Genomic DNA, 24,920 nt, shown 5'->3' on the forward strand with positions numbered 1-24,920 from the left:
CGCCCCGCGGTCCACACGGGCGGGGGGGGGGGGGGCCCCGCCGGCGGTGTCGGAGGCGGCCGGTCCGGTCGCCTCCGACGCCGGCGTCACCGCAGGTAGGGGCCGGTGTCGCCGACCTTGCCCGGCGCCGGGTTGCCCGGCAGGTCCAGCACGTACACCCGCAGGTTGCCCTGCCCGCTGACCGTCGCCGTCAGGGTCCCGTTGGTGACCGTCCGGACGTCGCCGGTGACCGCGTCGACGTACCGGCCGTTGGGCACGCCGGTGAACGTCGCGCTCCCGGAGACCGTGACCAGCGCGAAGCTGTCCACGCCGCCGGCGGTGAAGCGCCGCTTGTACGCCATGGCGCCGCTGATCCCCTCGGTCGAGTACTGCCCCTTCTGCAGGGCCGGCACCGCCCGGCGGATCTGGTTGAGCCGCTGCACGTGCTTGACCAGCGGCTTGTCCAGGGTGCTGGCGACCGGCCCGGTGGCGGCACTGACCCGGCCGAAGTCGGCCGCGGTGACCGTGCCCTGGAGGTGGCCGCCGTAGTAGGCCCGGCCGGTGGTGGCCAGCGGGCAGGTCGGCCCGCAGTCGATCTTCGCGCCCTTCTGGAACTCGATCTCGGAGCCGTAGTAGAGCGTCGGGATGCCCCGGAACGTCCACATGAGGCTCATGTTCTCCGCCCAGGCGCCGGTGCCCCCGGTGTAGCGGGTGTTCGACTTGTTCGGGCCGTAGTCGTGGCTGTCGACGTACACGACGTTGTAGGTCGCGTCGTTGTAGCTGTCGTCGGAGTCCTTGCCGTTGCCGAAGGCGTTGTTCGCGTCGCCGAAGTTCATGTGCATGCGCATGTCGATGACGTTCATGCCGGAGAACTTCGAGTGGTCCGGCGCGTGGTAGGTGTTCCCGCGCAGGAACGCGTTGTCGCTGGTCGGCTGCCCGTTCGGGCCGAGCAGCTGCTCGTGGTCGTACTGCTCGATGGCGGCGCGCACGTCGTCGGGGCTGTACTCCTTGCGCTCCTTCCAGGTGAAGAACTGCGCCGAGTGGTTCACCGAGCCCCGGTTCCACTTGTCGTTGACGAACGCGGCGACCTCGCCGAAGACGTAGAAGTCCCGGCCCTTCTCGCCGTGCCTGGCCAGCGCGTGCTGCTGGATCGCCGGCAGGAAGCGCCGGTTCCAGGTGACCCGGGGGATGTGCACGGCCGTGTCGATGCGGAAGCCGTCGACCCCCATGTCGATGAACTTGTTGTACGTGTCGATCAGGTACTTCTGCACGGTGGCGTTCTCGGTGTTGAAGTCGGCCAGGTCCTCGTGCAGCCAGCAGCTGCGTGAGTCCTCGCCCTCCCAGTTGCCGATCCAGCACTGGTGGTACAGGTCGGCCGGGAAGAGCTTGCTGGTCGGGGTCGGCCACTGGCACTCGTAGAGGCGGAAGCCCTCGGGGCTGGTGCCGGCCGGGGCGCCCCAGCGCGGGCACTGGTTGCCGGTCGGCGCCGTGGTCGACCAGACGTCGCCGTTGTAGGGCCGCCCCTTGGCGAGGGCGTTCTGCGCCGGGGTCAGCTCCGGGTCGGTGCCGGGGTGCTCGACCATGGGGTCGTACGCGCGGCCCGGCTCCTGCTTGCTGTACATCCACTTCCACTGCTCGTCGCGGGTGCCGTACACCGTGGGGGTGAACAGGCCCTTGGCGCCCCAGCGGGAGCTGTGGTTGTAGACCACGTCCTGGAAGACCTTGATGCCCTTGGCGTGCGCGGCGTTGATCAGGTCCTGGTAGCTCGCGCCGGGGCTCTCCAGCCGCGGGTCGACCCGCTGGAAGTCCCAGCCGTGGTAGCCGTGGAAGTCGTAGTCGGACCGGTTCAGCACGACAGGGGTGATCCAGAGGGCGGAGAAGCCGAGCCCCTTGACGTAGTCGAGCTTGTCGATCAGGCCCTTGAAGTCGCCGCGGAACATCGGGTCGTCGTTGGCCGCGTTGCCCGACTTGACGTGCTGGCTGCCGCCCCGGTTGTTGGTGGCGTCGCCGTCGGCGAACCGGGCGGTCATGACGAAGTAGATGCTGTCCTCGCGGGGGTCGCCGCCGAGCGGGGTGCCGGCCGCGGGCGGGGGCGTGGTGGTGCCGGTGGTGACCGCCACGGGGGCACTGGCCGGGGAGGTGTTGCCGGCCGCGTCGTACGCCCGGACGGTGTACTCGTAGCGGGTCTGCGGGCTCAGCGCGTCGTCGACGTGGCCGGTGCCGGCGGTGGTCACCGTGACGGTGCCCTGCGACCCACCGGTGCGGGTGAGCCGGTAGCCGGTGACCCCGCGGTCGTCGGTGGCCGCGGCCCAGGAGACCGCGACGCGCAGCCCGTTCGCGGTCGCGCCCAGTCCCGTGGGAGTGGACGGCGCGGTGGTGTCCGGCGTGTCGGGCTGGCACGGTGCGGCTGCGCCGGCGGTCACCACCCCCGCCTTGACGGTGCTCACCCCGGAGCCCAGGGTGTAGTCCGCGCCGTTGTTGTTGTCCCAGGCGCCGGCGCCGTTGTTGAAGGCCGCCCGGAGCGTGGCGGCGGTGCCGAGGTCGACCACCCGGCGGGCCCATCCGGCGCAGCCCGCCTGCATCGGCACGCCGGGGACGGTGGTCCAGGCCCCGCCCGCGGGCTGGTAGTGGATGTTCGCGGCGGCCCAGCCCCTGGTCCCGACGTGGTACCACACGTCGGCCGTCCGGCCGGTCGGCGGGTCCGACGGGGTGGGCGTGGGCGAGGGGGTGCCGGCGCAGGGGTCGCCCGTGCCGACCACGCCGTCCGCGACGGTCACCGTCCCGGTGCCGGTGCGGTAGTTCGCGCCCCGGTTGTTGTCCCAGGTGACGCCGTTGTGGTTGAACACCACCTGGAGGCCGGTGGCGCTACCGGCGTCGATGGTGCGTTTGCGCCAGCCGGCGCACGCCGCCTCCATCGCCACCCCGGGCACGGCCGTCCACGCGCCGCCGTCCGGCGCGTAGTGGACGTTGACCTGGCCGGTCCAGCTGGCGGCGGGTCGGTAGTAGACGGTCACGGAGTTCGCGGCGGAGGCCGTGCTGAGCGGGGCCAGCCCGACGGCGATCCCGGCGGCCAGCGCGGCCGCGATCGTCCGTCGTCTTCGTCCGGTGCTGGGATGCATCGGAGCTCCTCGGGGGTGGTTGTCGGCGGGGGCCGAGGGGACGGGGTGCCTTGCGTGACAGTCGTTGACTGTGGGGGATTGCCCGGACCGGACAGTGACGTGACGGATTGCGTCACAGGATGACGAATGTTTCTGCAAGGTCTTGCAAGTGGCGAGAAAGTTACCACCATCAACGTCTCGACACCAGACGTTCACACTGATCGGACGAAGCCCCGCCGGCCCCGGACGTGCCGAGCCGGGCGGGCGGGTGGCCCGGGGCGCCGCAGCGCGGCCCGGGGGGTCAATTAACCGGTTAAGGTGGGCCGGTGCCTACGGCTCCTGCCGTCGCCCCGGCCGGGAGGCCGGCGGGCGGGGCGCCCGGGTCGGCGCGGTCCGGCTCAGCCCGCGCGCGGCGGGGCCGTGCTGCCCCGGGGCGTGAGGTGGGCGGTCCCGTCCTGCACCTGCCGGGCCGGCGCGCCGCCGATCACCGCCAGCAGCTCCCGGGCGGCGTGCGCGCCGTACGCCGGGATGTCCCGGCCGAGCGCGGTCAGCGGCGGGTGCACCAGCTGGCAGAGCGGCGAGTCGTCCCAGGCCACGATGGACACCTCGCCCGGCACGGCGAGGCCCATCTCCTGGGCCACCGACAGCCCCGCTATCGCCATCACGTCGTTGTCGTAGATCACGGCGGTGGGGCGGCCGGCCGAGCTGAGCAGCCGCCGGGTGGCGCGCGCCCCCTCCTCGCCGGTGTAGTCCGACGGCACCGTGACCGCGTCGGCCAGGCCGAGCCGGCGGCACACCTGGGTGAACGCCTCGGTGCGGATCTCGGTGTGCAGCAGGGCGGGCAGGCCGCCGACGCGGGCGATCCGGCGGTGGCCGAGGGCGACCAGGTACTCCACGGTCTCCACCAGCGCCGCCGCGTCGTCGGACCAGACGCTGGCCAGCCCGCCGGTGCCGCCCGGGCCGCCGATCACCACCGCGGGCAGGCCCAGCTCCTCCAGCACCGGCACCCGGCGGTCGTCGGCGCGCAGGTCGCAGACGAGGACGCCGTCGACGCGGCGCTCACCCCACCACCGGCGGTAGACCGCGACCTCCGCCTCCTGGTCGGCCACCACCTGGAGGGTGAGCGCGTACGACCGGGCGGAGAGTTCGGCCTCGACGCCGCTGATCAGCTCCATGAAGAACGGCTCGATGCCGAGCGTGCGGGCGGGGCGGCAGAGGGCGAGGCCGACCGCGTCGGCGGTGGCCCCGGAGAGGGAGCGGGCGGCGCGGCTCGGGTTGAAGCCGATCTCGGCGGCGATGGCGAGGATCCGCTGCCGGGTGGCCTCGGAGACCCCGGGCTGGCCGTTCAGCGCGTAGGAGACCGCCCCCTTGGACACCCCGGCGCGCCGGGCGACGTCGGCGATCGTGGGCCGCTTCACCGGCGTACTCCTCCACTCTCCCGCCCGGGCGGGTGTCACCACGAGGCCGGGGCGACCGGCGGCGGTCCACGCTACTGCACCGGCCCCGGAAAGGGTCGGCACGACCGGTGCGCGGCATCGGGCCGGTCGCCGGCTTTCCCGGTTAAGTGATCTGGTGTGGCTCGGCTCGGTCCCGGACCGTGCCGCAGGACCGCGCCCCGGTGTCTCGCAGGAATGCCTCCACCTCTCATGATCGCGCTCCCACGGCAGGTGCAGATTACCGCGATGCACCGATCGTGACTGCCCGTTGACAGCGCCGAAACCGGACCGTACGGTGGCGGAACTTATCCGGTTCAGTCAACGACTCTCGATGTCGGGAGCGTTCCCATCTGGCGCGGAGGATGACATGAGACGGTCCTTGACGCACTGGGCCACGGCGGCCGCCGTCGGCGCGGTCAGCCTGGTCATGGTCGCGGCGTGCAGTGGCAACAGCGGAGGTGGCGGCGACTCCCAGGCGGGCGGCCAGGTCACCCTGAAAATCAACTTCTGGGGCGACTTCGGGCTCGACGAGCTCAAGACGAAGTACGAGGACGCGAACCCGAACGTCAAGATCAGCCTGAACACCGGCGAGTACAACGCCCAGCACGAGGACCTCCAGAAGAAGCTCGTCGCCGGCTCCGGCGCGCCGGACATCGCCGCCGTCGACGAGGGCTTCGTCGTCCAGTTCCGCGGCCAGGCCGACAAGTTCGTCAACCTGCTCGACAAGGGCGCCGGCACGTACGAGCAGAAGTACCTGCCGTGGAAGTGGAAGCAGACCCTGACGCCCGACGGGAAGACCCAGATCGGCCTCGGCACCGACGTGGGCGGCCTGGCCATGTGCTACCGCACCGACCTGTTCAAGGCCGCCGGCCTGCCCACCGGGCGCGACCAGGTCTCCGCGCTCTGGCCCACCTGGGACAGGTTCATCGAGGTCGGCCAGCAGTACACGGCCCGCAGTGGCAAGAAGTTCATCGACGCCGGCACCAACATCTTCAACCCCGTCCTCGGGCAGCAGCCGGTCGGCTTCTACGACGAGAGCGAGGCGCTCAAGATGGACGGCGGCCCGAAGGTCGCCTTCGACGTGGCGGCCCGGACCATCGCCGCGGACCTCTCGGCCAACCTCACCGCGTTCTCCCCCGAGTGGAACAGCGGCTTCGTCAAGGGCAACTTCGCCGTGCTCGCCTGCCCGGCCTGGATGCAGGGGCACATCAAGAACACCGCCCCCGGCACCAGCGGCAAGTGGGACGTGGCCGCGATCCCCGGCGGGGGCGGCAACTGGGGTGGCTCGTTCCTGACCATCCCCAAGCAGGGCAGGAACGTCGACGAGGCGTACAAGTTCGTCGAGTGGCTGATCCAGCCCGAGCAGCAGATCGAGATCTTCAAGAAGGTCGGCAACCTGCCGTCCCAGCCGGCGCTCTACCAGGACCCGGCGATCAGGGACTTCACCAACCCCTTCTTCAACAACGCCCCGCTCGGCCAGATCTTCTCCAAGACGGCGGAGAGCCTGACCCCGCAGTACCTCGGCAAGCGCAACGGCCCGACCCGGGTGGCGGTGGAGAACGTGCTGAACCGGCTGGCCACCGGAAACCTGAAGGGCAAGCCCGACCAGGCGTGGACCGAGGCGGTCAAGGAAGCCGAGAAGGCCGCCAAGTCCTGACCGCACGGCCGGTCGGGGCGGGCCCGTGCCGCGCCCGACCGGCCCTGACTTCGGTGCCTGGAGGTGCCCCGATGTCCACCACCCGCGCCGCCCCCACGGCGCCCCGGCCCGGCCAGGAGCCCGGCGCGACGGCCGAACGCCGGGGCCGCCGACCAGAGCCGGGCGGCTGGCGTACCCGGTTGTACCGCTTCGACGTGCGCTACGTGCCGTACCTGCTGATCGCCCCGTTCTTCCTGCTCTTCGCCGTCTTCGGGCTCTTCCCGATCGTCTTCAACGGCGTCGTCGCCCTGCGCCACTGGCGGCTCGACGACCCGACGCTCACCGGCTGGGCCGGGCTGGAGAACTTCCGCCGCCTCTTCACCGACGACGACTTCTTCAACGCGCTGGCCAACACCTTCGGCATCTTCCTGCTCTCCACGGTGCCGCAGCTGCTGCTGGCGCTGATCGTCGCGTCGCTGCTGAACCGGAAGCTGCGGGCCCAGACCTGGTTCCGGGTCGGGGTGCTGCTGCCGTACATCACCCCGGTGACGGCCTCCACGCTGATCTTCTCCGTGGTCTTCGCCCGGGACACCGGCATCGCCAACTGGGCGCTGTCGCTGCTCGGCATCGGCGAGACCGAGCCGATCGACTGGCGGTCCGCAAAGTGGTCCTCGTGGATCGCCATCGCCACCATGGTCAACTGGAAGTGGATCGGCTACAACGCGCTGCTCTACCTGGCCGCCATGCAGTCCATCCCGCGCGACGTCTACGAGGCCGCCGCCGTCGACGGGGCCGGGCCGTGGCGCCAGCTGTGGCGGATCACCGTGCCGATGATCCGGCCCGTGGTCATCTTCACCGTCGTGCTCTCCACCATCGGCGGCCTGCAACTGTTCACCGAGCCGATGCTCTTCGACGCCAACCCGGCCCTGGGCCTCGGCGGCGACGACGGGCAGTGGCAGACCGTCGCGCAGCTCATCTACAAGGTCGGCTGGCGGGACCTCAACCTCGGCTACGCCGCCGCCATGTCCTGGGCCCTCTTCCTGGTCACCCTGCTCGTCGCGGCGATCAACGCCCTGGTGACCAACCGCCTGGGAGGTGGGAAGAAATGAGCGCCTCGAATCCCCGGCGGGGGGCGCTGACGGGTCGGGCGCCGCAGCACATGCCCGGCAGCGTCTGGACCTACCTGTTCCTGAGCGTCGTGATCGCGTTCTCGGCGTTCCCGCTCTGCTGGATGTTCGTCATCGCCACGAACACCGACGAGGCCCTGGCGCAGATCCCGCCGCAGGTGCTGCCCGGCGGGCAGCTCGTCACGAACCTGCGGGAGGTCTTCTCCATGCAGGACGTGTTCTTCCTCCAGTCGCTCGGCAACAGCGTGATCGTGTCGTCGGTGGTGACGGCGTCGGTGCTCTTCTTCTGCGCGCTGGCTGGCTTCGCCTTCGCCAAGCTGCGCTTCAAGGGCCGGAACGCGCTGATGGTCATGGTCGTCCTGACCATGACGGTGCCCAACCAGCTCGGCGTCGTCGCGCTCTACATCCTGATGGGCCGGATGCCCGGCGAGGGCGGCTGGAACGGCACCCTCCTCGCGGTGATCGTGCCCGGCCTGGTCACCGCGTTCGGCGTCTTCTACATGCGGCAGTTCATCCTCGACGCGGTCCCCGACGAGCTGGTGGAGGCCGCGCGGATGGACGGTGCGAGCACCATGCGGATCTTCTGGAGCGTGGTGGTGCCGGCGGTCCGGCCCGCCATGGCGGTGCTCGGCCTGCTGACCTTCGTCGCCACCTGGAACGAGTTCCAGTGGCCGCTGATCACCCTCGGTGGCACCGACTACCCGACCTCGATGGTCGCGCTCTCCGACCTCGCGAGCGGCAACTACGTGCTGTACCGGCGGGTGCTGGCCGGCGCCCTGGTCGCCACCCTCCCGCTGCTGGTGATGCTCTTCATCGGTGGCCGTCAGATCGTCCGCGGAATCATGGAAGGTGCGGTGAAGTCGTGACCCGGCAAGCGTTGCACGAGGGCTGGACCCTGCGGGCGGTGGAAGGGCCGCAGGTGCCGGCAGGGATCGCGGGCCGCGTGGTGCCGGCCACCGTTCCTGGCTGCGTGCACACCGACCTGCTGGCTGCCGGCCTGATCCCCGACCCGTACCTGGACGACAACGAGAAGGGCCTCGCCTGGATCGGCCGCACCGACTGGGTCTACGAGACCACCTTCACCCATCGGCCGGGCGGCGACGAGCGGGTCGACCTCGTCTGCGCAGGCCTCGACACCGTCGCCACGCTCACCCTCAACGGCACCGAGGTCGGCCGCGCCGAGAACATGCACCGTGGCCACCGCTTCGACGTCCGGTCGCGGTTGGTCGCCGGGTCCAACACCCTGGCCGTACGCTTCGACTCCGCCTACGGCTACGCCGAGGCGCAGCGGGACCGGCTCGGGGACCGGCCGAACGCCTACCCGGAGCCCTTCCCGTTCATCCGCAAGATGGCCTGCAACTTCGGCTGGGACTGGGGGCCGACCCTGGTCACCGCCGGCATCTGGCAGGAGATCGGGCTGCACGCCTGGTCCACGGCGCGGCTGGCCGTCGTGCGTCCCCTGGTGACCGTCGAGGCCGGCGACGGTCGGGTGGAGCTGCACGTCGAGGTCGAGCGGGCCGGGGACGCGCCGCTCAGCGTGCGGGCGACCGTCGCCGGCGCGGCGGCCGAGGCGACGATCCCGGCGGGGGAGCGCACGGCCGCGCTGACCCTCACCGTCCGCGACCCGGCGCTCTGGTGGCCCAGGGGGTACGGCGACCAGCCGCTGCACCCGCTGGAGGTGACCCTGCACGACGACGACCACCCGCTCGACACCTGGTCGCGGCGGATCGGCTTCCGCTCCGTACGCCTCGACACCACCCCCGACGCGCACGGCACCCCGTTCGCGCTGCACGTAAACGACACTCCGGTCTTCGTCCGGGGGGTGAACTGGATCCCCGACGACGCGTTCCCCACCCGGATCACCCGGGGCCGGTTGGCGCACCGGTTCCGGCAGGCCGCCGACGCGAACGTCAACCTGCTGCGCGTCTGGGGCGGCGGCCGGTACGAGTCGGACGACTTCTACGACCTCGCCGACGAGCTGGGCCTGCTCGTGCAGCAGGACTTCCTCTTCGCCTGCGCCGCCTACCCGGAGGAGGAGCCGCTGCGCGCCGAGGTGGCCGCCGAGGCCGCCGAGCAGGTGCTCCGGCTCGCCCCCCACCCGTCGCTGGTGTTCTGGACCGGCAACAACGAGAACATCTGGGGCTGGCACGACTGGGACTGGCAGGAGCCCCTCGCGGGGCGCACCTGGGGACGCGGCTACTACCTGGAACTGCTGCCCCGGATCGTGGCCGAACTGGACCCGACGCGGCCGTACTGGCCCGGCAGCCCGTGGTCCGGCCGCGAGGAGATCCACCCCAACGACCCGGCGCACGGCACCACGCACATCTGGGACGTCTGGAACACCGACGACTACACGAAGTACCGCGAGTACGTGCCGCGCTTCGTAGCCGAGTTCGGCTACCAGGCCCCGCCCGCGTACGCGACGCTGCGCCGGGCACTCTCGGACGAGCCCCTGGCACCCGACTCGCCCGGCATGGCGCACCACCAGAAGGCCATCGACGGCGACGCCAAGCTCCGGCGCGGGCTCGACGCGCACCTGCCGGCACCGGCGGACTTCGACGACTGGCACTGGCTGACCCAGCTCAACCAGGCGCGCGCGATCCAGCTCGCCGTCGAGCACTTCCGCTCCCACCGGGACGTCTGCGCGGGCACGATCGTCTGGCAGCTCAACGACTGCTGGCCGGTGACCTCCTGGTCGGCCGTCGACGGCGACGGCCGCCGCAAGCCCCTGTGGTACGCGCTGCGCCGGGCGTACGCCGACCGGCTGCTGACCGCCCAGCCCCGCGAGGGCGGCCTGGCCCTGGTCGCGGTCAACGACGGGGCGACCCCGTGGCGGGCGACCGCGTCGGTGACCCGGCTGACCCTGGCCGGCGAGCCACGGGCGAAGACCACGCTGGAGGTGGACGTCCCCGCGTACGCCAGGCTGGAGCTGGCGCTGCCGGCGGAGCTGGCGCGGCCGGAGGAGGCCCGGCGTGAGCTGCTGGTGGCCGAGGCGGGCGGGACGGCGGAGCGGGCGCTGTGGTTCTTCGCCGAGGACCGCGACGCCGACTGGCCGGCGGCCCGGTACGACGCGGCGGTCGAGCCGGTCGACGGCGGCCAGCGGGTCCGGGTAACCGCCCGCACGGTCCTGCGGGACCTGACGCTCTTCCCGGACCGCCTCGACCCGGCGGCCGAGGCCGACGAGGCGCTCGTCACCCTCCTGCCGGGTGAGTCGGCCACGTTCACGGTGCGCGCGGCCGGGCCGCTGGACCCGGCGGCCCTGACCACCCGCCCCGTCCTACGCTGCGTCAACGATCTCGCCGGCTGACCCGGCGCCGGTGCGCACGACGGAGATCTTGGCAAGATCCGGCCTCCGGAGGGGCCGTTCCGTACCAAGATCTCCGTCGTGCGCACCCCGGGGCAGGCGGCCCGGTGTCTGGGGAGCGCTGATCGACTATCCGCTGGTCCACGTGGTTGCCTCCCTGGTGACAGCGGCGGCGGTGCCCGCAGCGGTAGCCGCCCTTGCCGACCCTCGTCGCCCCGGATGGGGCGGGCCCGGTCGACGTTGCGAGTTGAAGATTTGTGCAAGTGCTAAAGTCGGCAATCGGATGTGGCGTCGCGTGACGGAGGCTGACGTGTCGGTACCGCTCTACCAGGCGAAGGCGGAGCTGTTCCGCACCCTCGGCCACCCGGTGCGGATCCGGGTGCTGGAGCTGCTCCAGGACGGGCCGAAGCCGGTCCGCGACCTGCTGGCGGCGATCGACGTGGAGGCGTCCAACCTGTCCCAGCAGCTCGCGGTGCTGCGCCGGGCCGGCATGGTCACCTCCAGCCGCGACGGCGCCCTCGTCGTCTATGCCCTCAGCACCCCGGACGTGGCGGACCTGCTGGCCGCCGGCCGCCGCATCCTCGGCGCCGTCCTCACCGACCGCGACGCGCTGTTGGACCAGCTTCGGGCCGACGGGCGGGACCGGTGAGCACACTGTCGGTGCGTGACCGGTTCGTCGGGCTGCTGCCACCACGCGCCGACTGGCTGGCGGTGCGCCGCGCGCCCCGGCGCGACCTGCTCGCCGGGCTGACCGTGGCCGTGGTGGCGCTGCCGCTGGCCCTGGCCTTCGGCGTCACCTCCGGGCTCGGGGCCCAGGCCGGGCTGGTGACGGCGGTGGTGGCCGGCGCCGTCGCCGCCGTCTTCGGCGGCTCCCACCTCCAGGTCTCCGGGCCGACCGGGGCGATGACCGTGGTGCTGGTGCCGGTGGTCCAGCAGTTCGGCCCCACCGGGGTGCTGATGGTCGGGGTACTGGCCGGGCTGGTGCTGATCGCACTGGCCCTCGCCCGCCTCGGCCGGTACGTCCACTACCTGCCCGTCCCCGTGATCGAGGGGTTCACCGCCGGCATCGCGGTGGTCATCGCCCTGCAACAGGTGCCGGCCGCGCTCGGGGTCACCGATGCGCACGGCGATCGCGTCTGGGCCGTCGCCGCCGACGCGGTCGTCCGGTTCGTCGCGGATCCACGGCCGGTCCCTGTCGCGGTGGCCCTCGGCGTGGCGGCGATGATGCTGCTCGGTGCCCGATGGCGTCCCGGCTTGCCGTTCTCCCTGCTCGGGGTGGCCGCCGCGACCGTACTGGCCGAGACCGCTCCGGTCGAACTGGTCCGCATCGGCGCCCTGCCCGCCGGCCTGCCCGCGCCCTCGCTGGGCTTTCTCGACCTCGACGCCGTCGGGGTCCTGCTGCCCTCCGCCCTCGCTGTCGCGGCGCTGGCCGCGTTGGAGAGCCTGCTCTCCGCCACCGTGGCCGACCAGATGACCGTGGGCCAGCGCCACGACCCCGATCGCGAACTCTTCGGCCAAGGGCTGGCCAATCTCGCCGCCCCCGTGTTCGGCGGGATCCCGGCCACCGCCGCCATCGCCCGTACGGCGGTGAACGTGCGCGCCGGCGCGAGTTCGAAGTTGGCCTCGCTCACCCACGCCGTCGCCCTCGCCGGGATCGTGCTGGCCGCCGCGCCCCTGGTGGGCCGGATCCCGCTCGCCGCGCTGGCCGGTGTCCTACTGGCCACCACGGTCCGGATGGTCGAGGCCGGGGCCCTGTGGGCGCTGGCCCGTGCCACCCAGGGCGACGCCCTCGTGCTGGTGCTCACCTTCGCGGTCACGGTGGCGCTGGACCTGGTCACCGCCGTGGCGGTCGGGGTGGGCGTGGCGATCGTGATCGCGCTGCGCGCGGTGGCCCGTACTGCCCGCGTGGAACAGGTTCCCCTCGACCCCGGCGAGCACAGCGCCGAGGAACAGGCCCTGCTCTCCGACCACATAGTGGCCTACCGGCTGGACGGCCCGCTCTTCTTCGCCGCCGCGCACAGCTTCCTGCTCCAACTCTCCGACGTGGCCGACGTGCGCGTGGTGATCCTGCGGATGTCGCGCGTGAGCACCCTCGACGCGACCGGCGCGCAGGTGCTCGGCGACGCCATCCTCCGGCTCCAGGAACGCGGCATCACCGTCCTGCTCTCCGGCATCGTCCCCGGCCACGACCAGGTGTTGGCCACTCTCGGCGTGGCCGACCAGCTGCGCCGCGACGGCCTGGTCTTCCCCGACACCCCGGCCGCGATCCGGTACGCCCGCACCGTCGTGCTGCCCGGCAGGGAAGGCCTGGCCGGCGACGACGCTCAGGAGGCGGCCAGGGCTGGGTGAGCAGCGTCGGCACGCTCCGGCTGAGGAGCGAAGTGCGAGCGGAGGCGACGAGTTCGGGGTGGTGACTGGGGGCCCGTGCCCGCCGCTACCAGACGATCACGTCGAAGGTGAGCGTCTTCCCTGGTTCGTAGCGCTTGACGGTCAACCACGCCCAACGTTTCTCTGTTGTCCGCACACAGAAGGACTGGTCTGTCCGGAGTTGTTCGCTGAGGATGTCGTTCTGCCGGGTGACGGACGTCTCGCAGGCGCTTTCGGACGGCGTCCCGTCGACCACGACGACGTCGCCAGGGGTCCGCACCGGTGGGGACCCGCGGTTCAGATACACGTCCAGGCCCTGGCCGAGCGAATAACCGTACTGGACTTTCCAGTTCGTGACCGTGGAGTCGAGGTCGAGGGAGTAGCTCATCGAGAGGGTGACCCCCTTGTCGGTGCGACTCGGAGGCTTCACGCCGTCGGAGGTCGGGCTCGCGGTGGTGCTCGGATCGGGGGCCTCGGTCGGGTCGGTGGGACGGCCGGTCGGTGTCGCCGGGGAGGTCGGCGCTGAGGTGGGGGACGTCGGGACAGCGCTGGTCGGTCGGTCGTCGGGGGTGGGGGTCGCCGCGACCGTCGTGGGTTTACCCGTGCTCCGGCCCACGATGCGGTCGGTGGCCGCGCCGGTCACCGCCGACAGGACCACCAGGATCAGCACCACCACGGTGGCGAGTACGGGGCGGCGCTGCATCCAGAGCCACCCCAGCGCCCAGCAGGCCGCGGCGAGGCCGGCGAGCCCGACCGCCACCACGGCCCAGGCGCCGGCGCTGGTCAGCCACTGCATGACGCCCGCCACCGCGCCCACCACGCCGGCAGCCGTCGACACCAGCACGACCCGTCTGTCCGAAGGTGGTGGACTCGGCTGGTTCACCGCGCCGCTCCGGGTCGCTCACCTGTGCCGGGGCAAAGATCGGGGGACATGGCTCCATTCGACGCCGCACTCCTCAGTGGAGCCAGGGAGTGTTGCCCATCCGACAGTCCTGCTCGGGACGCGGTCACGGGATGGACAAACATCCTTGCTGCGTCTCATTGCATCGACAGTCAACAATGACGAGGCATCGACGTCTCTCTCGGGAGGTATTACATGAGTCGTTTTCGTCGCATACTGCTCACGATGGCGCTCGTCGTCACTGCGGCGCTGCTGGTACCGGCCACACCAGCCAGTGCCGCTGGCCAACCGGTGAAGATCTGTTTCCAGGTTGGTGAGTTCGGCGGTCGGCCGATCTTCGACTGTCATGAGATCGTGCTGCCGGAGTTCAAACCGAGACCGATCGGGCCGATCGAGTGTCTGAGTTGCCCGCCGGTCTACGAGTTGTGGGACCGGATCGACCCGGAGAAGCGATTCGAGTATCTGCACCGGCTGGGTCGAGGCATGTCGCTGCTGGGGGAGGCGGCGCAGGCCGCGGACCCGGTCAAGGCCGAGCACCTGCGGGAGTTGGCGACGGAGAGCTTCTGGACGTCGGCGAAACTGCTGGAGGGTTCAGAGGTGAAGCTCCGCCAGGTCGGCTGGGCGGACCTGAAGAACGAGAAGTTCCACGGCGACCCGGATCCGCAGCCGTCGCTGGTGGCGAGCGGGGAGAACCTGGTTGGCGGGCTCGAACTGATGCAGAAGGCGCTCGGTGATCCGCAGCCAGAGCCCAACATCGCGGCGGCGATGGCCCGCTTCGACCAGGCGTACAAGGACCTCGGAACGCTGTTCGCCGGCTGAGCCTTCGGTTGCCACGGGTGCGACGTTCCCAGGTGCGTCGCACCCGGTGCACGACACCGTTGTCCTTCTGACGGCGTGGACGACTCACCGCCGGCTGGTGGCGCGGCGCGGCCCGGACGTCACCCGCCTGATGTCACCAACGACCCAGCTCGAAAGCGTCCGCACGACCCTTCGCCCTCGGCGAAGGGCCGTACGGCGCCACCGTCCCGGGAGCACGGACACCCGCTCACGAAGACGGCCCGCCGCGGCGGCTACTCCGGGACGCGCCGGTAGGCGCCGTCGCTGGCGGAGGTGGCCATCGAGGCGTACGCGCGCAGCGCCGCGGACACCGGCCGCTGCCGGTCGACCGGGGTGTACGGCCTGTCGCGCTTCTCCTGCGCGATGCGCCGGGCCTCCAGCACGTCCGGGGCCACGTTCAGCGCGATCGACCGGCCCGGAATGTCGATGACGATCTCGTCGCCGGACTCGACGAGGGCGATCAGCCCGCCGGAGGCCGCCTCCGGGGAGACGTGCCCGATGGAGAGCCCGGAGGTGCCGCCGGAGAAGCGGCCGTCGGTGAGCAGCGCGCAGGAGCGGCCCAGCCCCCGGCCCTTGAGGAACGAGGTGGGGTAGAGCATCTCCTGCATGCCGGGGCCACCCTTCGGGCCCTCGTAGCGGATCACCACCACGTCGCCGGCGACGATCCGCTTGTTGAGGATCGCCTCGACGGCGTCGTCCTGGGACTCGTAGACCTTGGCCGGGCCGCGGAAGGTCAGGCACTCCTCGGGCACCCCGGCGGTCTTCACCACGCAGCCGTCCGGCGCGAGGTTGCCGTGCAGGATCGCCAGCCCGCCGTCGGCGCTGTAGGCGTGCGCGAGGTCCCGCACGCAGCCCCCGGCGGCGTCGGTGTCCAGCGACGACCAGCGGTTGGTGGTGGAGAACGGCTCGACGGTGCGCACCCCGCCCGGGGCGGCGTGGAACAGCTCGACCGCCTCCGGCGTCGGCGAACCGCCCCGCACGTCCCAGTCGGCCAGCCAGCGCTCCAGATTGGGGGAGTGCACCGCGTGCACGTCCCGGTGCAGCAGGCCGGCCCGGTCCAGCTCGCCGAGGATGGCCGGGATGCCGCCGGCCCGATGCACGTCCTCCATGTGGTAGTTCGGGGAGTTCGGGGCGACCTTGGCCAGGCAGGGCACCCGGCGGGAGACGGCGTCGATGTCGGCGACGCCGAAGTCCAGCTCGGCCTCGCGGGCTGCGGCGAGCAGGTGCAGGATCGTGTTGGTCGAGCCGCCCATCGCCACGTCGAGCGCGACGGCGTTCTCGAACGCGGCCCGGCTGGCCACCGCGCGGGGCAGCACGGAGGCGTCGTCGCCGTCGTACCACCGCTTGGCGATCTCCACGGCGGTGCGGCCGGCCTCGACGAAGAGCGACCGGCGTGCGGCGTGGGTCGCCAGCGTCGAGCCGTTGCCCGGCAGCGCCAGGCCGATCGCCTCGGTGAGGCAGTTCATCGAGTTGGCGGTGAACATGCCGGAGCAGGATCCGCAGGTCGGGCAGGCCGACCGCTCGATCTCGCCGAGCTGGTCGTCGGTGACGGCCTCGTTGGAGGAGGCGATCATCGCGTCGATCAGGTCGATCTTGGAGTGCACGACGCCCTCGATCGCCACGGTCTTGCCGGCCTCCATCGGCCCGCCGGAGACGAAGACGGCCGGGATGTTCAGCCGCAGGGCGGCCAGCAGCATGCCCGGGGTGATCTTGTCGCAGTTCGAGATGCAGACCAGGGCGTCGGCGCAGTGCGCGTTGACCATGTACTCCACCGCGTCGGCGATCAGCTCCCGGCTGGGCAGGGAGTAGAGCATGCCGCCGTGGCCCATGGCGATGCCGTCGTCCACGGCGATCGTGTTGAACTCGCGGCCCACGCCGCCGGCCTCCGCCACCGCCTCGGCGACCAGCCCACCCATGTCCTTGAGGTGCACGTGACCGGGTACGAACTGGGTGAAGCTGTTGGCGATGGCGACGATCGGCTTGCCGAAGTCGTCGTCGGTCATCCCGGTGGCCCGCCAGAGGGCCCGGGCGCCGGCCATCGTCCGACCGTGCGTGGAGGTCTTCGACCGCAGCTCAGGCATGCCCACAAGTGTTACACCGCCGCCGGGACGCCCGGCCGCCGTGCGCGACGTGTCCCAAAGGTTGCACACCCGGGCCCCCACGCCGCGCGCGCATCCGGCACAGTTGGGACGTGCAGTTCCCCCCGGGCATGGTCGCGGTCGCGGTGCTGTGCGGGCTGGTCGCCGCGGCGGCCGCCGCGCTGTCGGCCGTCGGCGCCCGGCGCGGCGCCGGGCCGCACCGGCAGGCGTACGCGCTGCTCGCCGCCGCGTCCGGGGTGGCGCTGGTCACCCTGCTGGTCGGGGCGGCCGTGGCGCTCGCCACCGCCGGGCACGCGGGGCACACCCCGGACGGGCACACCGGCTGGGCCGGCGTCGTGGCGATCGGCACGGCGACCAGCGGGCTGCTCTTCTCCGCCGGGCTGCTCCGGCTGCCGGGCGTGGCCGCCACGGCGGCGGCCACCGTCCGGCTGGCGCTCGACGGCCTGGTGATGGCGACGGCGTTCTGGTTCGTCGGCTGGGTGGTCTTCTCCGAGCCCACCCGGCTGCTCGGCGACGCCACCCCGGTGGCCTGCGTGCCGATCCTGCTCGCCACGGTCAGCGCGGTCCTGACGGCCGGGCTCGCCCTGATCGTGGCCTTCCGTGCCCCGCCGCCGCGCGGTCGCGCCGCCTGGGTCGGCGCCGGGGCCACCGCCGTGACCTGCGGCGGGCTCGGCATCGCCACCGGTCTCTGCCAGGCCGGGCCGGGCATGGCGCTGGCCGGGGCGGGAGTGCTCGCCGCCGGCCTGGTCGCCGCCGCGTCGGCCGCCCGCCGCCCGGACGCGGCGGACCGGCCGCCCCCCGACCTGATCCGCCGCGACGGCGCGTACGCGTTCGTCCCGATGTTCGCCATGGCCGCCTCGGCGATGTACCACCTGCTCCAGGACGGCCGGTTCGACGCGCTCGGCATCGTCGCCGGCAGCGTGGAGGGCTTCGCCCTGGTGACCCGGCAGTACCTCACGCTGCACGACGTGCGCGGCTACGCCCGGCGGCTGGCCGAGCGGGAGGCGCACTTCCGCGAGCTGGCACACACCGACCAGCTCACCGGGCTGGCCAACCGGCGGGGGCTGTTGCAGGCGCTGCACCGGTGCGCCGAGGCCGGCGTCCCCTGCGTGCTGCTCGGGCTCGACCTCGACGGCTTCAAGCACGTCAACGACATGCGCGGCCACGACGTGGGCGACGCGGTGCTGGCCGAGGTCGGCGAGCGGCTGCGCGCCAACCTGCGCCCCGGCGACGTGGCGGCCCGGCTCGGCGGCGACGAGTTCGCGGTGCTGATGCACGGCCAGCCGGCCGACGCGGACCGGGTCGCCGAGCGCCTGCTCGGGGTGCTCGGGCGCGCCTACGAGCAGCCGGAGGGGCCGGTCTTCCTGTCGGTGAGCATCGGGGTGGCCGGCTGGACGGGCGAGCCCGACGTGGAGCTGCTGCTGCGCCACGCCGACCTGGCACTGCGCTACGCCAAGCAGCGCGGCAAGAACCGGATCGAGCGCTACGACGCCGCGTACGACCAGCTGCTGCGCCGGCGTACCACGCTGGAGCACGAGCTGCGCGGCGCGATCGAGCGCGACGAGCTGCGCCTGGTGTTCCAGCCGGTCGCCTCGCTGCCCTCGGTGCGCCCGGTCGGCGCGGAGGCGCTGCTGCGTTGGCGGCACCCGGTGCTGGGCAAGGTCGGCCCGGACGAGTTCATCCCGCTGGCCGAGGAGTGCGGGATGATCGCCAAGCTGGGCGCCTGGGTGCTGCACCAGGCGTGCCACCAGCTCTCCCGCTGGCTGGCCGACGGCCACGACGTGTGGGTCTCGGTCAACGTGTCCCCCCGCGAGCTGCACGCCCCGGAATACGTGGTCCAGGTCGCCGAGGCGCTGCGCGCCCACCGGGTGCCGCCGCAGCGGCTGGTGCTGGAGGTCACCGAGCACGCCGTCGCGACGGACCTGGACGAGCTGATCCGGCGGCTGACGGCGCTGCGGCTGACGGGTGTCCGGATCGCGCTGGACGACTTCGGCGCCGGATACTCCTCGCTCGGCCAGCTGCGCCGCCTGCCGATCGACATCCTCAAGATCGACCACGGGCTGGTCGCGGAGCACGAGCCGGTGCGTCCGGTGGGCCGGGACGGCCCGGCGTTCGCGCCGATGGTCGACATCGTCATGCGCCTCGGCCACCAGCTCGGTCTGGAGGTCATCGCCGAGGGGGTGACCACGCCGACGGAGCTGGCCGCCGTGGTCGCCGCCGGCTGCCGGTTCGGCCAGGGAGCGCTCTTCGGCTGGGGCGTGCCGGCCGAGCACCTGGAGGCGATGCTGGAGGCGGCCACGTCCCCGGGGGCCCGCCCGGCCCCGACGCCCGCCCCGGCCGGCCCGCCCGCGGCGCCGCCGCCCCGGCGGCTGCCGACGCTGCCCGCCCCGCGCCCCTCCGGGCCGGGGTCCGCGCAGGTGGAGCAGGGTTCCTAGCGCCCCGGACGGGTGAAACCCGGCGGTCCGTGAACCAACATGTGGGATCAGTTGACTCATCGCGTGAGATGCGTCAGGCTTGCCGCATGTCGTCGTACCGGTCGCTGCGAGTACTTACCTGAGCGCACTCTCCATGTCGAGAGTGCGCTGGCCCCGTGCAACCTGCACGAGGGCTTTTTTGTTGCCGTCGGACCCATCGACGCCGGGCGTCGCCCGCGTCACCCGCTCGAACAGCCGCACCCACTCCAGCCGAAGGCCTGAACCGCCATGACGAGACCCACGCCAGAGACACTCGCCCACTCCGCCCGGCGGGCCCGCACGGTCGCCGAGCCCGCGAGCGACGCCGAGCACGCCGGCGCCGCCCGCACCGCGGCCACCCCGGCTGTTCCGGGGGTACGCACACCCGCTCCGGCCCAGGTCAGCGGCGCCGGTTCGCTCGTGCGGTCCCTCGAGGCGCTCGGCGTCGACGTCGTCTTCGGCATCCCGGGCGGCGCCATCCTGCCGGCGTACGACCCGCTCTACGACTCCACCGTCCGGCACATCCTGGTCCGCCACGAGCAGGGCGCCGGGCACGCGGCGACGGGCTACGCCCAGGCGACCGGCCGGGTGGGGGTCTGCATGGCCACCTCCGGTCCCGGCGCGACGAACCTGGTCACCCCGATCGCCGACGCGTACATGGACTCGGTGCCGATCGTGGCGATCACCGGTCAGGTCGCGCGGCCCTCGATCGGCACGGACGCCTTCCAGGAGGCGGACATCCAGGGCATCACCCTGCCGGTCACCAAGCACAACTTCCTGGTGCAGGAGGCCGAGGAGATCCCCCGGGTGCTGGCCGAGGCGTTCCACCTGGCCGCCACCGGCCGGCCCGGGCCGGTCCTGGTCGACATCCCCAAGGACGTCCTCCAGGCGCCCACCACCTTCACCTGGCCGCCGACGCTGGACCTGCCCGGCTACCGCCCGACCCTGCACCCGCACGGCAAGCAGATCCGCGAGGCGGCCCGGCTGATGGCCACCGCCCGGCGCCCGGTGCTCTACGTCGGTGGCGGCGTGCTGAAGGCCGGCGCCACGGAGGGGCTGCGCCGGCTGGCCGAGCTGACCGGGATCCCGGTGGTCACCACGCTGATGGCCCTCGGCGCGTTCCCCGACTCGCACCCGCAGCACCTGGGCATGCCCGGCATGCACGGCACGGTCTCCGCGGTCTACGGCCTGCAGAAGGCCGACCTGATCGTGGCCCTGGGCGCCCGCTTCGACGACCGGGTCACCGGCAAGCTGGACTCGTTCGCCCCGGACGCGGCGGTGGTGCACGCCGACATCGACCCGGCCGAGATCGGCAAGAACCGGCACGCGGACGTCCCGATCGTCGGCGACGCCCGGCACGTCATCGACGAGCTGATCGCGGCGGTGACCAACGAGCAGGCGGCCGGCCGGCGTGCCGACCTCGCCGACTGGTGGACCCAGCTCGACGACCTGCGCAAGCGGTACCCGCTGGGCTACGAGGAGCCGGCCGACGGCACCCTCTCCCCGCAGTATGTGATCAAGCGGCTCGGCGAGCTCGTCGGCCCGGACGCGATCTACGTCGCGGGGGTCGGCCAGCACCAGATGTGGGCCTCGCAGTTCATCTCCTACGAGAAGCCGTACACCTGGTTGAACTCCGGCGGCCTCGGCACGATGGGCTACGCGGTGCCGGCGGCGATGGGCGCCAAGGTCGGCAAGCCCGACACGGTGGTGTGGGCGATCGACGGCGACGGCTGCTTCCAGATGACCAACCAGGAGCTGGCCACCTGCGCGCTGGAGGGCATCCCGGTCAAGATCGCCGTGATCAACAACGGCAACCTCGGCATGGTGCGGCAGTGGCAGACCCTGTTCTACGGGGAGCGCTACTCCAACACCGACCTCGGCACCCACAAGCACCGCATCCCCGACTTCCTGAAGCTCGCGGAGGCGCTCGGCTGCGTGGGCCTGCGCTGCGAGAACGCCGAGGACGTCGACGCGACCATCGCCGCCGCGATGGCGATCGACGACGCCCCGGTGGTCATCGACTTCGTCGTCGGCAAGGACGCCATGGTATGGCCGATGGTCGCCGCCGGCACCAGCAACGACGAGATCATGTTCGCCCGGGGCGTCCGCCCGGCCTTCGACGAGGATGACATCTGATGACCATGCACACCCTGAGCGTCCTGGTGGAGAACAAGCCGGGCGTCCTGGCCCGGGTCTCCGGGCTGTTCTCCCGGCGCGGCTTCAACATCGACAGTCTCGCCGTCGGGGAGACCGAGAACCCGGACGTCTCGCGGATCACCATCGTGGTCAACGCCGAGTCGTCCCCGCTGGAGCAGGTCACCAAGCAGCTCAACAAGCTGGTCAACGTGCTCAAGATCGTCGAGCTGGACCCGCAGGTCTCGGTCGCCCGGGAGCTGCTCCTGGTCAAGGTGCGCGCCGACCGCGCCGCCCGGGCCCAGGTGCTGGAGACGGTGGGCCTGTTCCGGGCCCGGGTGGTCGACGTGGCGCCGGACACGCTGACCATCGAGGCCACCGGCACCCCGGACAAGCTCGACGCGCTGCTGCGCGACCTCGAACCGTTCGGGATCAAGGAGATGGTCCAGTCCGGGCTGGTGGCGATCGGGCGCGGCTCGCGCTCCATCACCGCCGGACCCTCGCTCCGGGCCGCCTGACCCCGACCCGGCCGGCGCCCGCGCCGGCCGGGACCGCCCGACCAGTGCCGGCGCGTGGCGCCGCCTGGGACCGACACCGCACAGATCCACGACGGGCCGCCCGGGCCGCCGTACGAAAGGGAAATCATGAGCGTTGAGGTGTACTACGACGACGATGCCGACCTGGGCCTGATCCAGGGCCGCAAGGTGGCGGTGATCGGGTACGGCAGCCAGGGCCACGCCCACGCGCTGTCGCTGCGCGACTCCGGGGTCGACGTGGTGATCGGTCTGCCGGAGGCCTCCAAGAGCCGGGCCAAGGCCGAGGAGCAGGGCCTGCGGGTGCTCACGCCGGCCGACGCGGCGGCCGAGGCCGACGTCATCATGATCCTCGCGCCGGACACCGCCCAGCGCAGCATCTACGCCGAGTCGATCGCGCCGAACCTGGCCCCGGGCAAGGCGCTCTTCTTCGGCCACGGCTTCAACATCCGCTACGGCCTGATCAAGCCGCCGGCCGACGTCGACGTGGCGATGGTCGCGCCGAAGGGCCCGGGCCACCTGGTCCGCCGCCAGTACGCCGACGGCAAGGGCGTGCCCTGCCTGGTCGCCGTCGAGCAGGACGCCAGCGGCAGCGCCCTCGCGCTGGCCCTGTCGTACGCCAAGGGCATCGGCGGCACCCGGGCCGGCGTCATCCGGACCACCTTCACCGAGGAGACCGAGACCGACCTCTTCGGCGAGCAGGCGGTGCTCTGCGGCGGCGCGGCGGCGCTCGTGCAGACCGGCTTCGAGGTGCTAACCGAGGCGGGCTACGCCCCCGAGGTGGCCTACTTCGAGTGCCTGCACGAGCTGAAGCTGATCGTCGACCTCATGTACGAGGGCGGCATCGCGAAGATGCGCTACAGCATCTCCGACACGGCCGAGTACGGCGACCTCTCCCGCGGCCCGCGCGTCATCGACGCCCGGGTCAAGGAGGAGATGCGCAAGATCCTCAGCGAGGTCCAGTCCGGCGAGTTCGCCCGGGAGTGGGTGGCCGAGGACGAGGCCGGCCGGCCCAACTTCAGCAAGTGGCAGGCCGAGGGCGCGGCGCACCCGATCGAGGAGACCGGCAGCAAGCTGCGCGGCATGATGAGCTGGGTCGACCGCCCGATCACCGAGACCGCCTGACGCACACCCCCGGCGGCCCGGCCCGGGCGCTCTCCCCGGCGCCCGGACCGGGCCGCTCCCTGTGCGCACCGCCACGCTGCGCGTCGTCCACCGGCGCGTCGTCACCCGTTGTGAGGGCACTCACCCCGTAGTCCGGGACATGCCGGCCGGCCGGCCCCCTACGATCGCGGGGTAGGTGCGTAGCCGGCACCTGACGGCCATGGCCCGGATCAGCGCAGGGCGCAGCGCGGCGTCCCGCAGCCCGGCCCACCTCTGACGACAACTACGAGGACCAATGACTCCTGTCGTACTGATCGCCGAAGAACTCGCCCCCGCCGCCATCGAGGTGCTCGCCCACGACTTCGACGTCCGTCACGTCGACGGCACCGACCGTCCGGCCCTGCTCTCGGCGCTCTCCGAGGCCGACGCCGTGATCGTGCGCAGCGCCACCCAGATCGACGCCGAGGCGATCGCCGCCGCGCCCCGGCTGAAGGTCGTCGCCCGGGCGGGTGTGGGTCTGGACAACGTCGAGGTGCCGGCCGCCACCGCGCGGGGCGTCATGGTCGTCAACGCCCCCACCTCCAACATCGTCTCCGCCGCGGAGCAGGCCCTCGCGCTGCTGCTCGCGGTGGCCCGCAACACCGCCAGCGCCAGCGCCGCGCTGAAGGCGGGGGAGTGGAAGCGGTCGAAGTACACAGGCGTCGAGATCCAGGGCAAGACCGTCGGCGTGGTCGGCCTCGGCCGCATCGGCGTGCTCTTCGCCCAGCGGATCGCCGCCTTCGGCACCCGGCTGATCGCGTACGACCCCTACATCCAGCCGGCCCGCGCGGCCCAGCTCGGCGTCCGCCTGGTGGGCCTGGAGGAGCTGCTGCGGGAGAGCGACTTCATCTCGATCCACCTGCCGAAGACCCCGGAGACCGTGGGCCTGATCGGCGAGAAGGAGCTGGCCGTCGTCAAGCCCGGCGTCCGGATCGTCAACGCCGCCCGGGGCGGGCTCGTCGACGAGCAGGCCCTGGCCGACGCGATCGCCGAGGGCCGGGTCGCCGGCGCGGGCGTGGACGTCTACGCCAAGGAGCCCTGCACCTCCTCGCCGCTGTTCGCGTTCGACAACGTGGTCGCCACCCCGCACCTGGGCGCCTCCACCGGTGAGGCGCAGGACAAGGCCGGCCTGGCCGTGGCCAAGAGCGTGAAGCTGGCGTTGCAGGGCGAGTTCGTGCCGGACGCCGTGAACGTGCAGGCCGGCGGCGTGGTCGCCGAGGACGTACGCCCGCTGCTGCCGCTGGCCGAGAAGCTCGGCCGGGCCTTCACCGCCGTCGCGGGCGGGGTGGCCGCCAGCGTCACCGTCGAGGTGCGCGGCGAGATCATCAACCACGACGTGTCGGTGCTGAAGCTCGCCGCCACCAAGGGGCTGTTCAGCTCGGTGGTCGAGGAGCAGGTCACCTACGTCAACGCGCCGCACCTGGCCGCCGAGCGCGGCGTCGAGGTCACGCTGGTCGCCCAGTCCGACTCGGTCGACCACCCCAGCCTGGTCACCGTCCGCGGCGCGCTGCCCGACGGCCGTACGGTCAGCGTCTCCGGCACGGTGACCACCGCCGGCGGCCGCGACGTCCTCAAGCTCACCGAGGTCGACGGCTTCGACGTGGAGATCGGCGCGGAGGGCATCCTGGTCTTCCTGCGCTACGTCGACCGCCCGGGCGTGGTCGGCACGGTCGGGACGCTGCTCGGCGAGGCCGGCGTCAACATCGCGGCGATGCAGGTGGCCCGGCGCGAGGCCGGCGGCGAGACCCTGATGACCCTCACGGTCGACCAGGCGCTCGGCGCGGACCTGCTCACCTCGGCGGCGGAGTCGATCGGCGCGGTCGCGGCCAGCGCGGCGGACCTGCGCGACGAGTGACCTGAGCGTGCGACAGCAG

16 protein-coding genes are annotated in these 24,920 nt (G+C 72.4%); 12 read left to right on the forward strand and 4 right to left on the reverse strand.

Going from position 1 to position 24,920, the window contains the following annotated elements:
* Positions 1 to 86: 86 nt before the first annotated feature.
* Together AB0B83_RS16540 and AB0B83_RS16545 are read right to left on the reverse strand one after the other, a co-directional pair.
* Positions 87 to 3,098: a carbohydrate binding domain-containing protein gene (locus AB0B83_RS16540; RefSeq protein ID WP_357578917.1), complete on the reverse strand. Its 3,012-nt coding sequence runs from the start codon at positions 3,096 to 3,098 to the stop codon at positions 87 to 89.
* 377 nt (positions 3,099 to 3,475) lie between these two features.
* Positions 3,476 to 4,495, reverse strand: a complete 1,020-nt coding sequence (locus AB0B83_RS16545; protein ID WP_132232532.1) for a LacI family DNA-binding transcriptional regulator — start codon at positions 4,493 to 4,495, stop codon at positions 3,476 to 3,478.
* A gap of 385 nt (positions 4,496 to 4,880) precedes the next feature.
* Here AB0B83_RS16545 and AB0B83_RS16550 point away from each other — a divergent pair, with 385 nt between their 5' ends.
* The 6 genes from AB0B83_RS16550 to AB0B83_RS16575 all read left to right on the forward strand — a co-directional run bounded on the left by AB0B83_RS16550 (position 4,881) and on the right by AB0B83_RS16575 (position 12,929).
* Positions 4,881 to 6,170, forward strand: coding sequence for an extracellular solute-binding protein (locus tag AB0B83_RS16550; RefSeq protein WP_357578918.1), 1,290 nt, complete (start codon positions 4,881 to 4,883; stop codon positions 6,168 to 6,170).
* Between the two features lie 71 nt (positions 6,171 to 6,241).
* A complete protein-coding gene (locus AB0B83_RS16555) occupies positions 6,242 to 7,258 on the forward strand; it encodes a sugar ABC transporter permease (protein WP_357578919.1) in 1,017 nt (338 codons plus the stop codon).
* A complete protein-coding gene (locus tag AB0B83_RS16560) occupies positions 7,255 to 8,142 on the forward strand; it encodes a carbohydrate ABC transporter permease (protein WP_357578920.1) in 888 nt (295 codons plus the stop codon). Before AB0B83_RS16555 ends, AB0B83_RS16560 begins: the two co-directional genes overlap by 4 nt.
* Positions 8,139 to 10,583, forward strand: coding sequence for a glycoside hydrolase family 2 protein (locus AB0B83_RS16565; protein ID WP_357578921.1), 2,445 nt, complete (start codon positions 8,139 to 8,141; stop codon positions 10,581 to 10,583). The genes AB0B83_RS16560 and AB0B83_RS16565 overlap by 4 nt, the downstream gene beginning before the upstream one ends.
* A gap of 307 nt (positions 10,584 to 10,890) precedes the next feature.
* Positions 10,891 to 11,229, forward strand: coding sequence for a metalloregulator ArsR/SmtB family transcription factor (locus AB0B83_RS16570; protein ID WP_311411009.1), 339 nt, complete (start codon positions 10,891 to 10,893; stop codon positions 11,227 to 11,229).
* A complete protein-coding gene (locus AB0B83_RS16575) occupies positions 11,226 to 12,929 on the forward strand; it encodes a SulP family inorganic anion transporter (RefSeq protein ID WP_357578922.1) in 1,704 nt (567 codons plus the stop codon). Before AB0B83_RS16570 ends, AB0B83_RS16575 begins: the two co-directional genes overlap by 4 nt.
* A gap of 85 nt (positions 12,930 to 13,014) precedes the next feature.
* On the opposite strand, the gene AB0B83_RS16580 is transcribed toward AB0B83_RS16575, so the two are convergent.
* On the reverse strand, positions 13,015 to 13,755 hold the full coding sequence (locus tag AB0B83_RS16580) for a hypothetical protein (protein ID WP_357578923.1): 741 nt from the start codon (positions 13,753 to 13,755) through the stop codon (positions 13,015 to 13,017).
* A 318-nt stretch (positions 13,756 to 14,073) separates the two neighbouring features.
* On the opposite strand from AB0B83_RS16580, the gene AB0B83_RS16585 reads away from it, so the two are divergent.
* A complete protein-coding gene (locus AB0B83_RS16585; RefSeq protein ID WP_357578924.1) occupies positions 14,074 to 14,667 on the forward strand; it encodes a hypothetical protein in 594 nt (197 codons plus the stop codon).
* 251 nt (positions 14,668 to 14,918) lie between these two features.
* On the opposite strand, the gene ilvD is transcribed toward AB0B83_RS16585, so the two are convergent.
* Entirely contained in the window at positions 14,919 to 16,766 is a 1,848-nt protein-coding gene (gene ilvD, locus AB0B83_RS16590) for a dihydroxy-acid dehydratase (RefSeq protein WP_357578925.1), read from the reverse strand.
* 110 nt (positions 16,767 to 16,876) lie between these two features.
* Between ilvD and AB0B83_RS16595 the strand changes: the two genes are divergently transcribed.
* From AB0B83_RS16595 to serA, 5 genes are all read left to right on the forward strand, one after another.
* Positions 16,877 to 19,219 carry a bifunctional diguanylate cyclase/phosphodiesterase gene (locus AB0B83_RS16595; RefSeq protein WP_357578926.1) on the forward strand — a complete coding sequence of 781 codons (2,343 nt, stop codon included), beginning with the start codon at positions 16,877 to 16,879 and terminating at the stop codon, positions 19,217 to 19,219.
* A gap of 267 nt (positions 19,220 to 19,486) precedes the next feature.
* A complete protein-coding gene (locus tag AB0B83_RS16600) occupies positions 19,487 to 21,373 on the forward strand; it encodes an acetolactate synthase large subunit (protein WP_132232554.1) in 1,887 nt (628 codons plus the stop codon).
* On the forward strand, positions 21,373 to 21,888 hold the full coding sequence (gene ilvN / locus AB0B83_RS16605; RefSeq protein WP_089001623.1) for an acetolactate synthase small subunit: 516 nt from the start codon (positions 21,373 to 21,375) through the stop codon (positions 21,886 to 21,888). Before AB0B83_RS16600 ends, ilvN begins: the two co-directional genes overlap by 1 nt.
* A 126-nt stretch (positions 21,889 to 22,014) precedes the next feature.
* Complete coding sequence (gene ilvC / locus AB0B83_RS16610; RefSeq protein ID WP_151455720.1) at positions 22,015 to 23,028, forward strand: ketol-acid reductoisomerase; 1,014 nt, start codon at positions 22,015 to 22,017, stop codon at positions 23,026 to 23,028.
* A 274-nt stretch (positions 23,029 to 23,302) separates the two neighbouring features.
* Positions 23,303 to 24,901, forward strand: a complete 1,599-nt coding sequence (serA, locus tag AB0B83_RS16615) for a phosphoglycerate dehydrogenase (RefSeq protein WP_357578927.1) — start codon at positions 23,303 to 23,305, stop codon at positions 24,899 to 24,901.
* Positions 24,902 to 24,920: the final 19 nt, after the last annotated feature.

Origin of the sequence: Micromonospora sp. NPDC049060 (assembly GCF_040649055.1) — a bacterium.
In the GTDB taxonomy this organism is placed as follows: domain Bacteria; phylum Actinomycetota; class Actinomycetes; order Mycobacteriales; family Micromonosporaceae; genus Micromonospora; species Micromonospora reichwaldensis.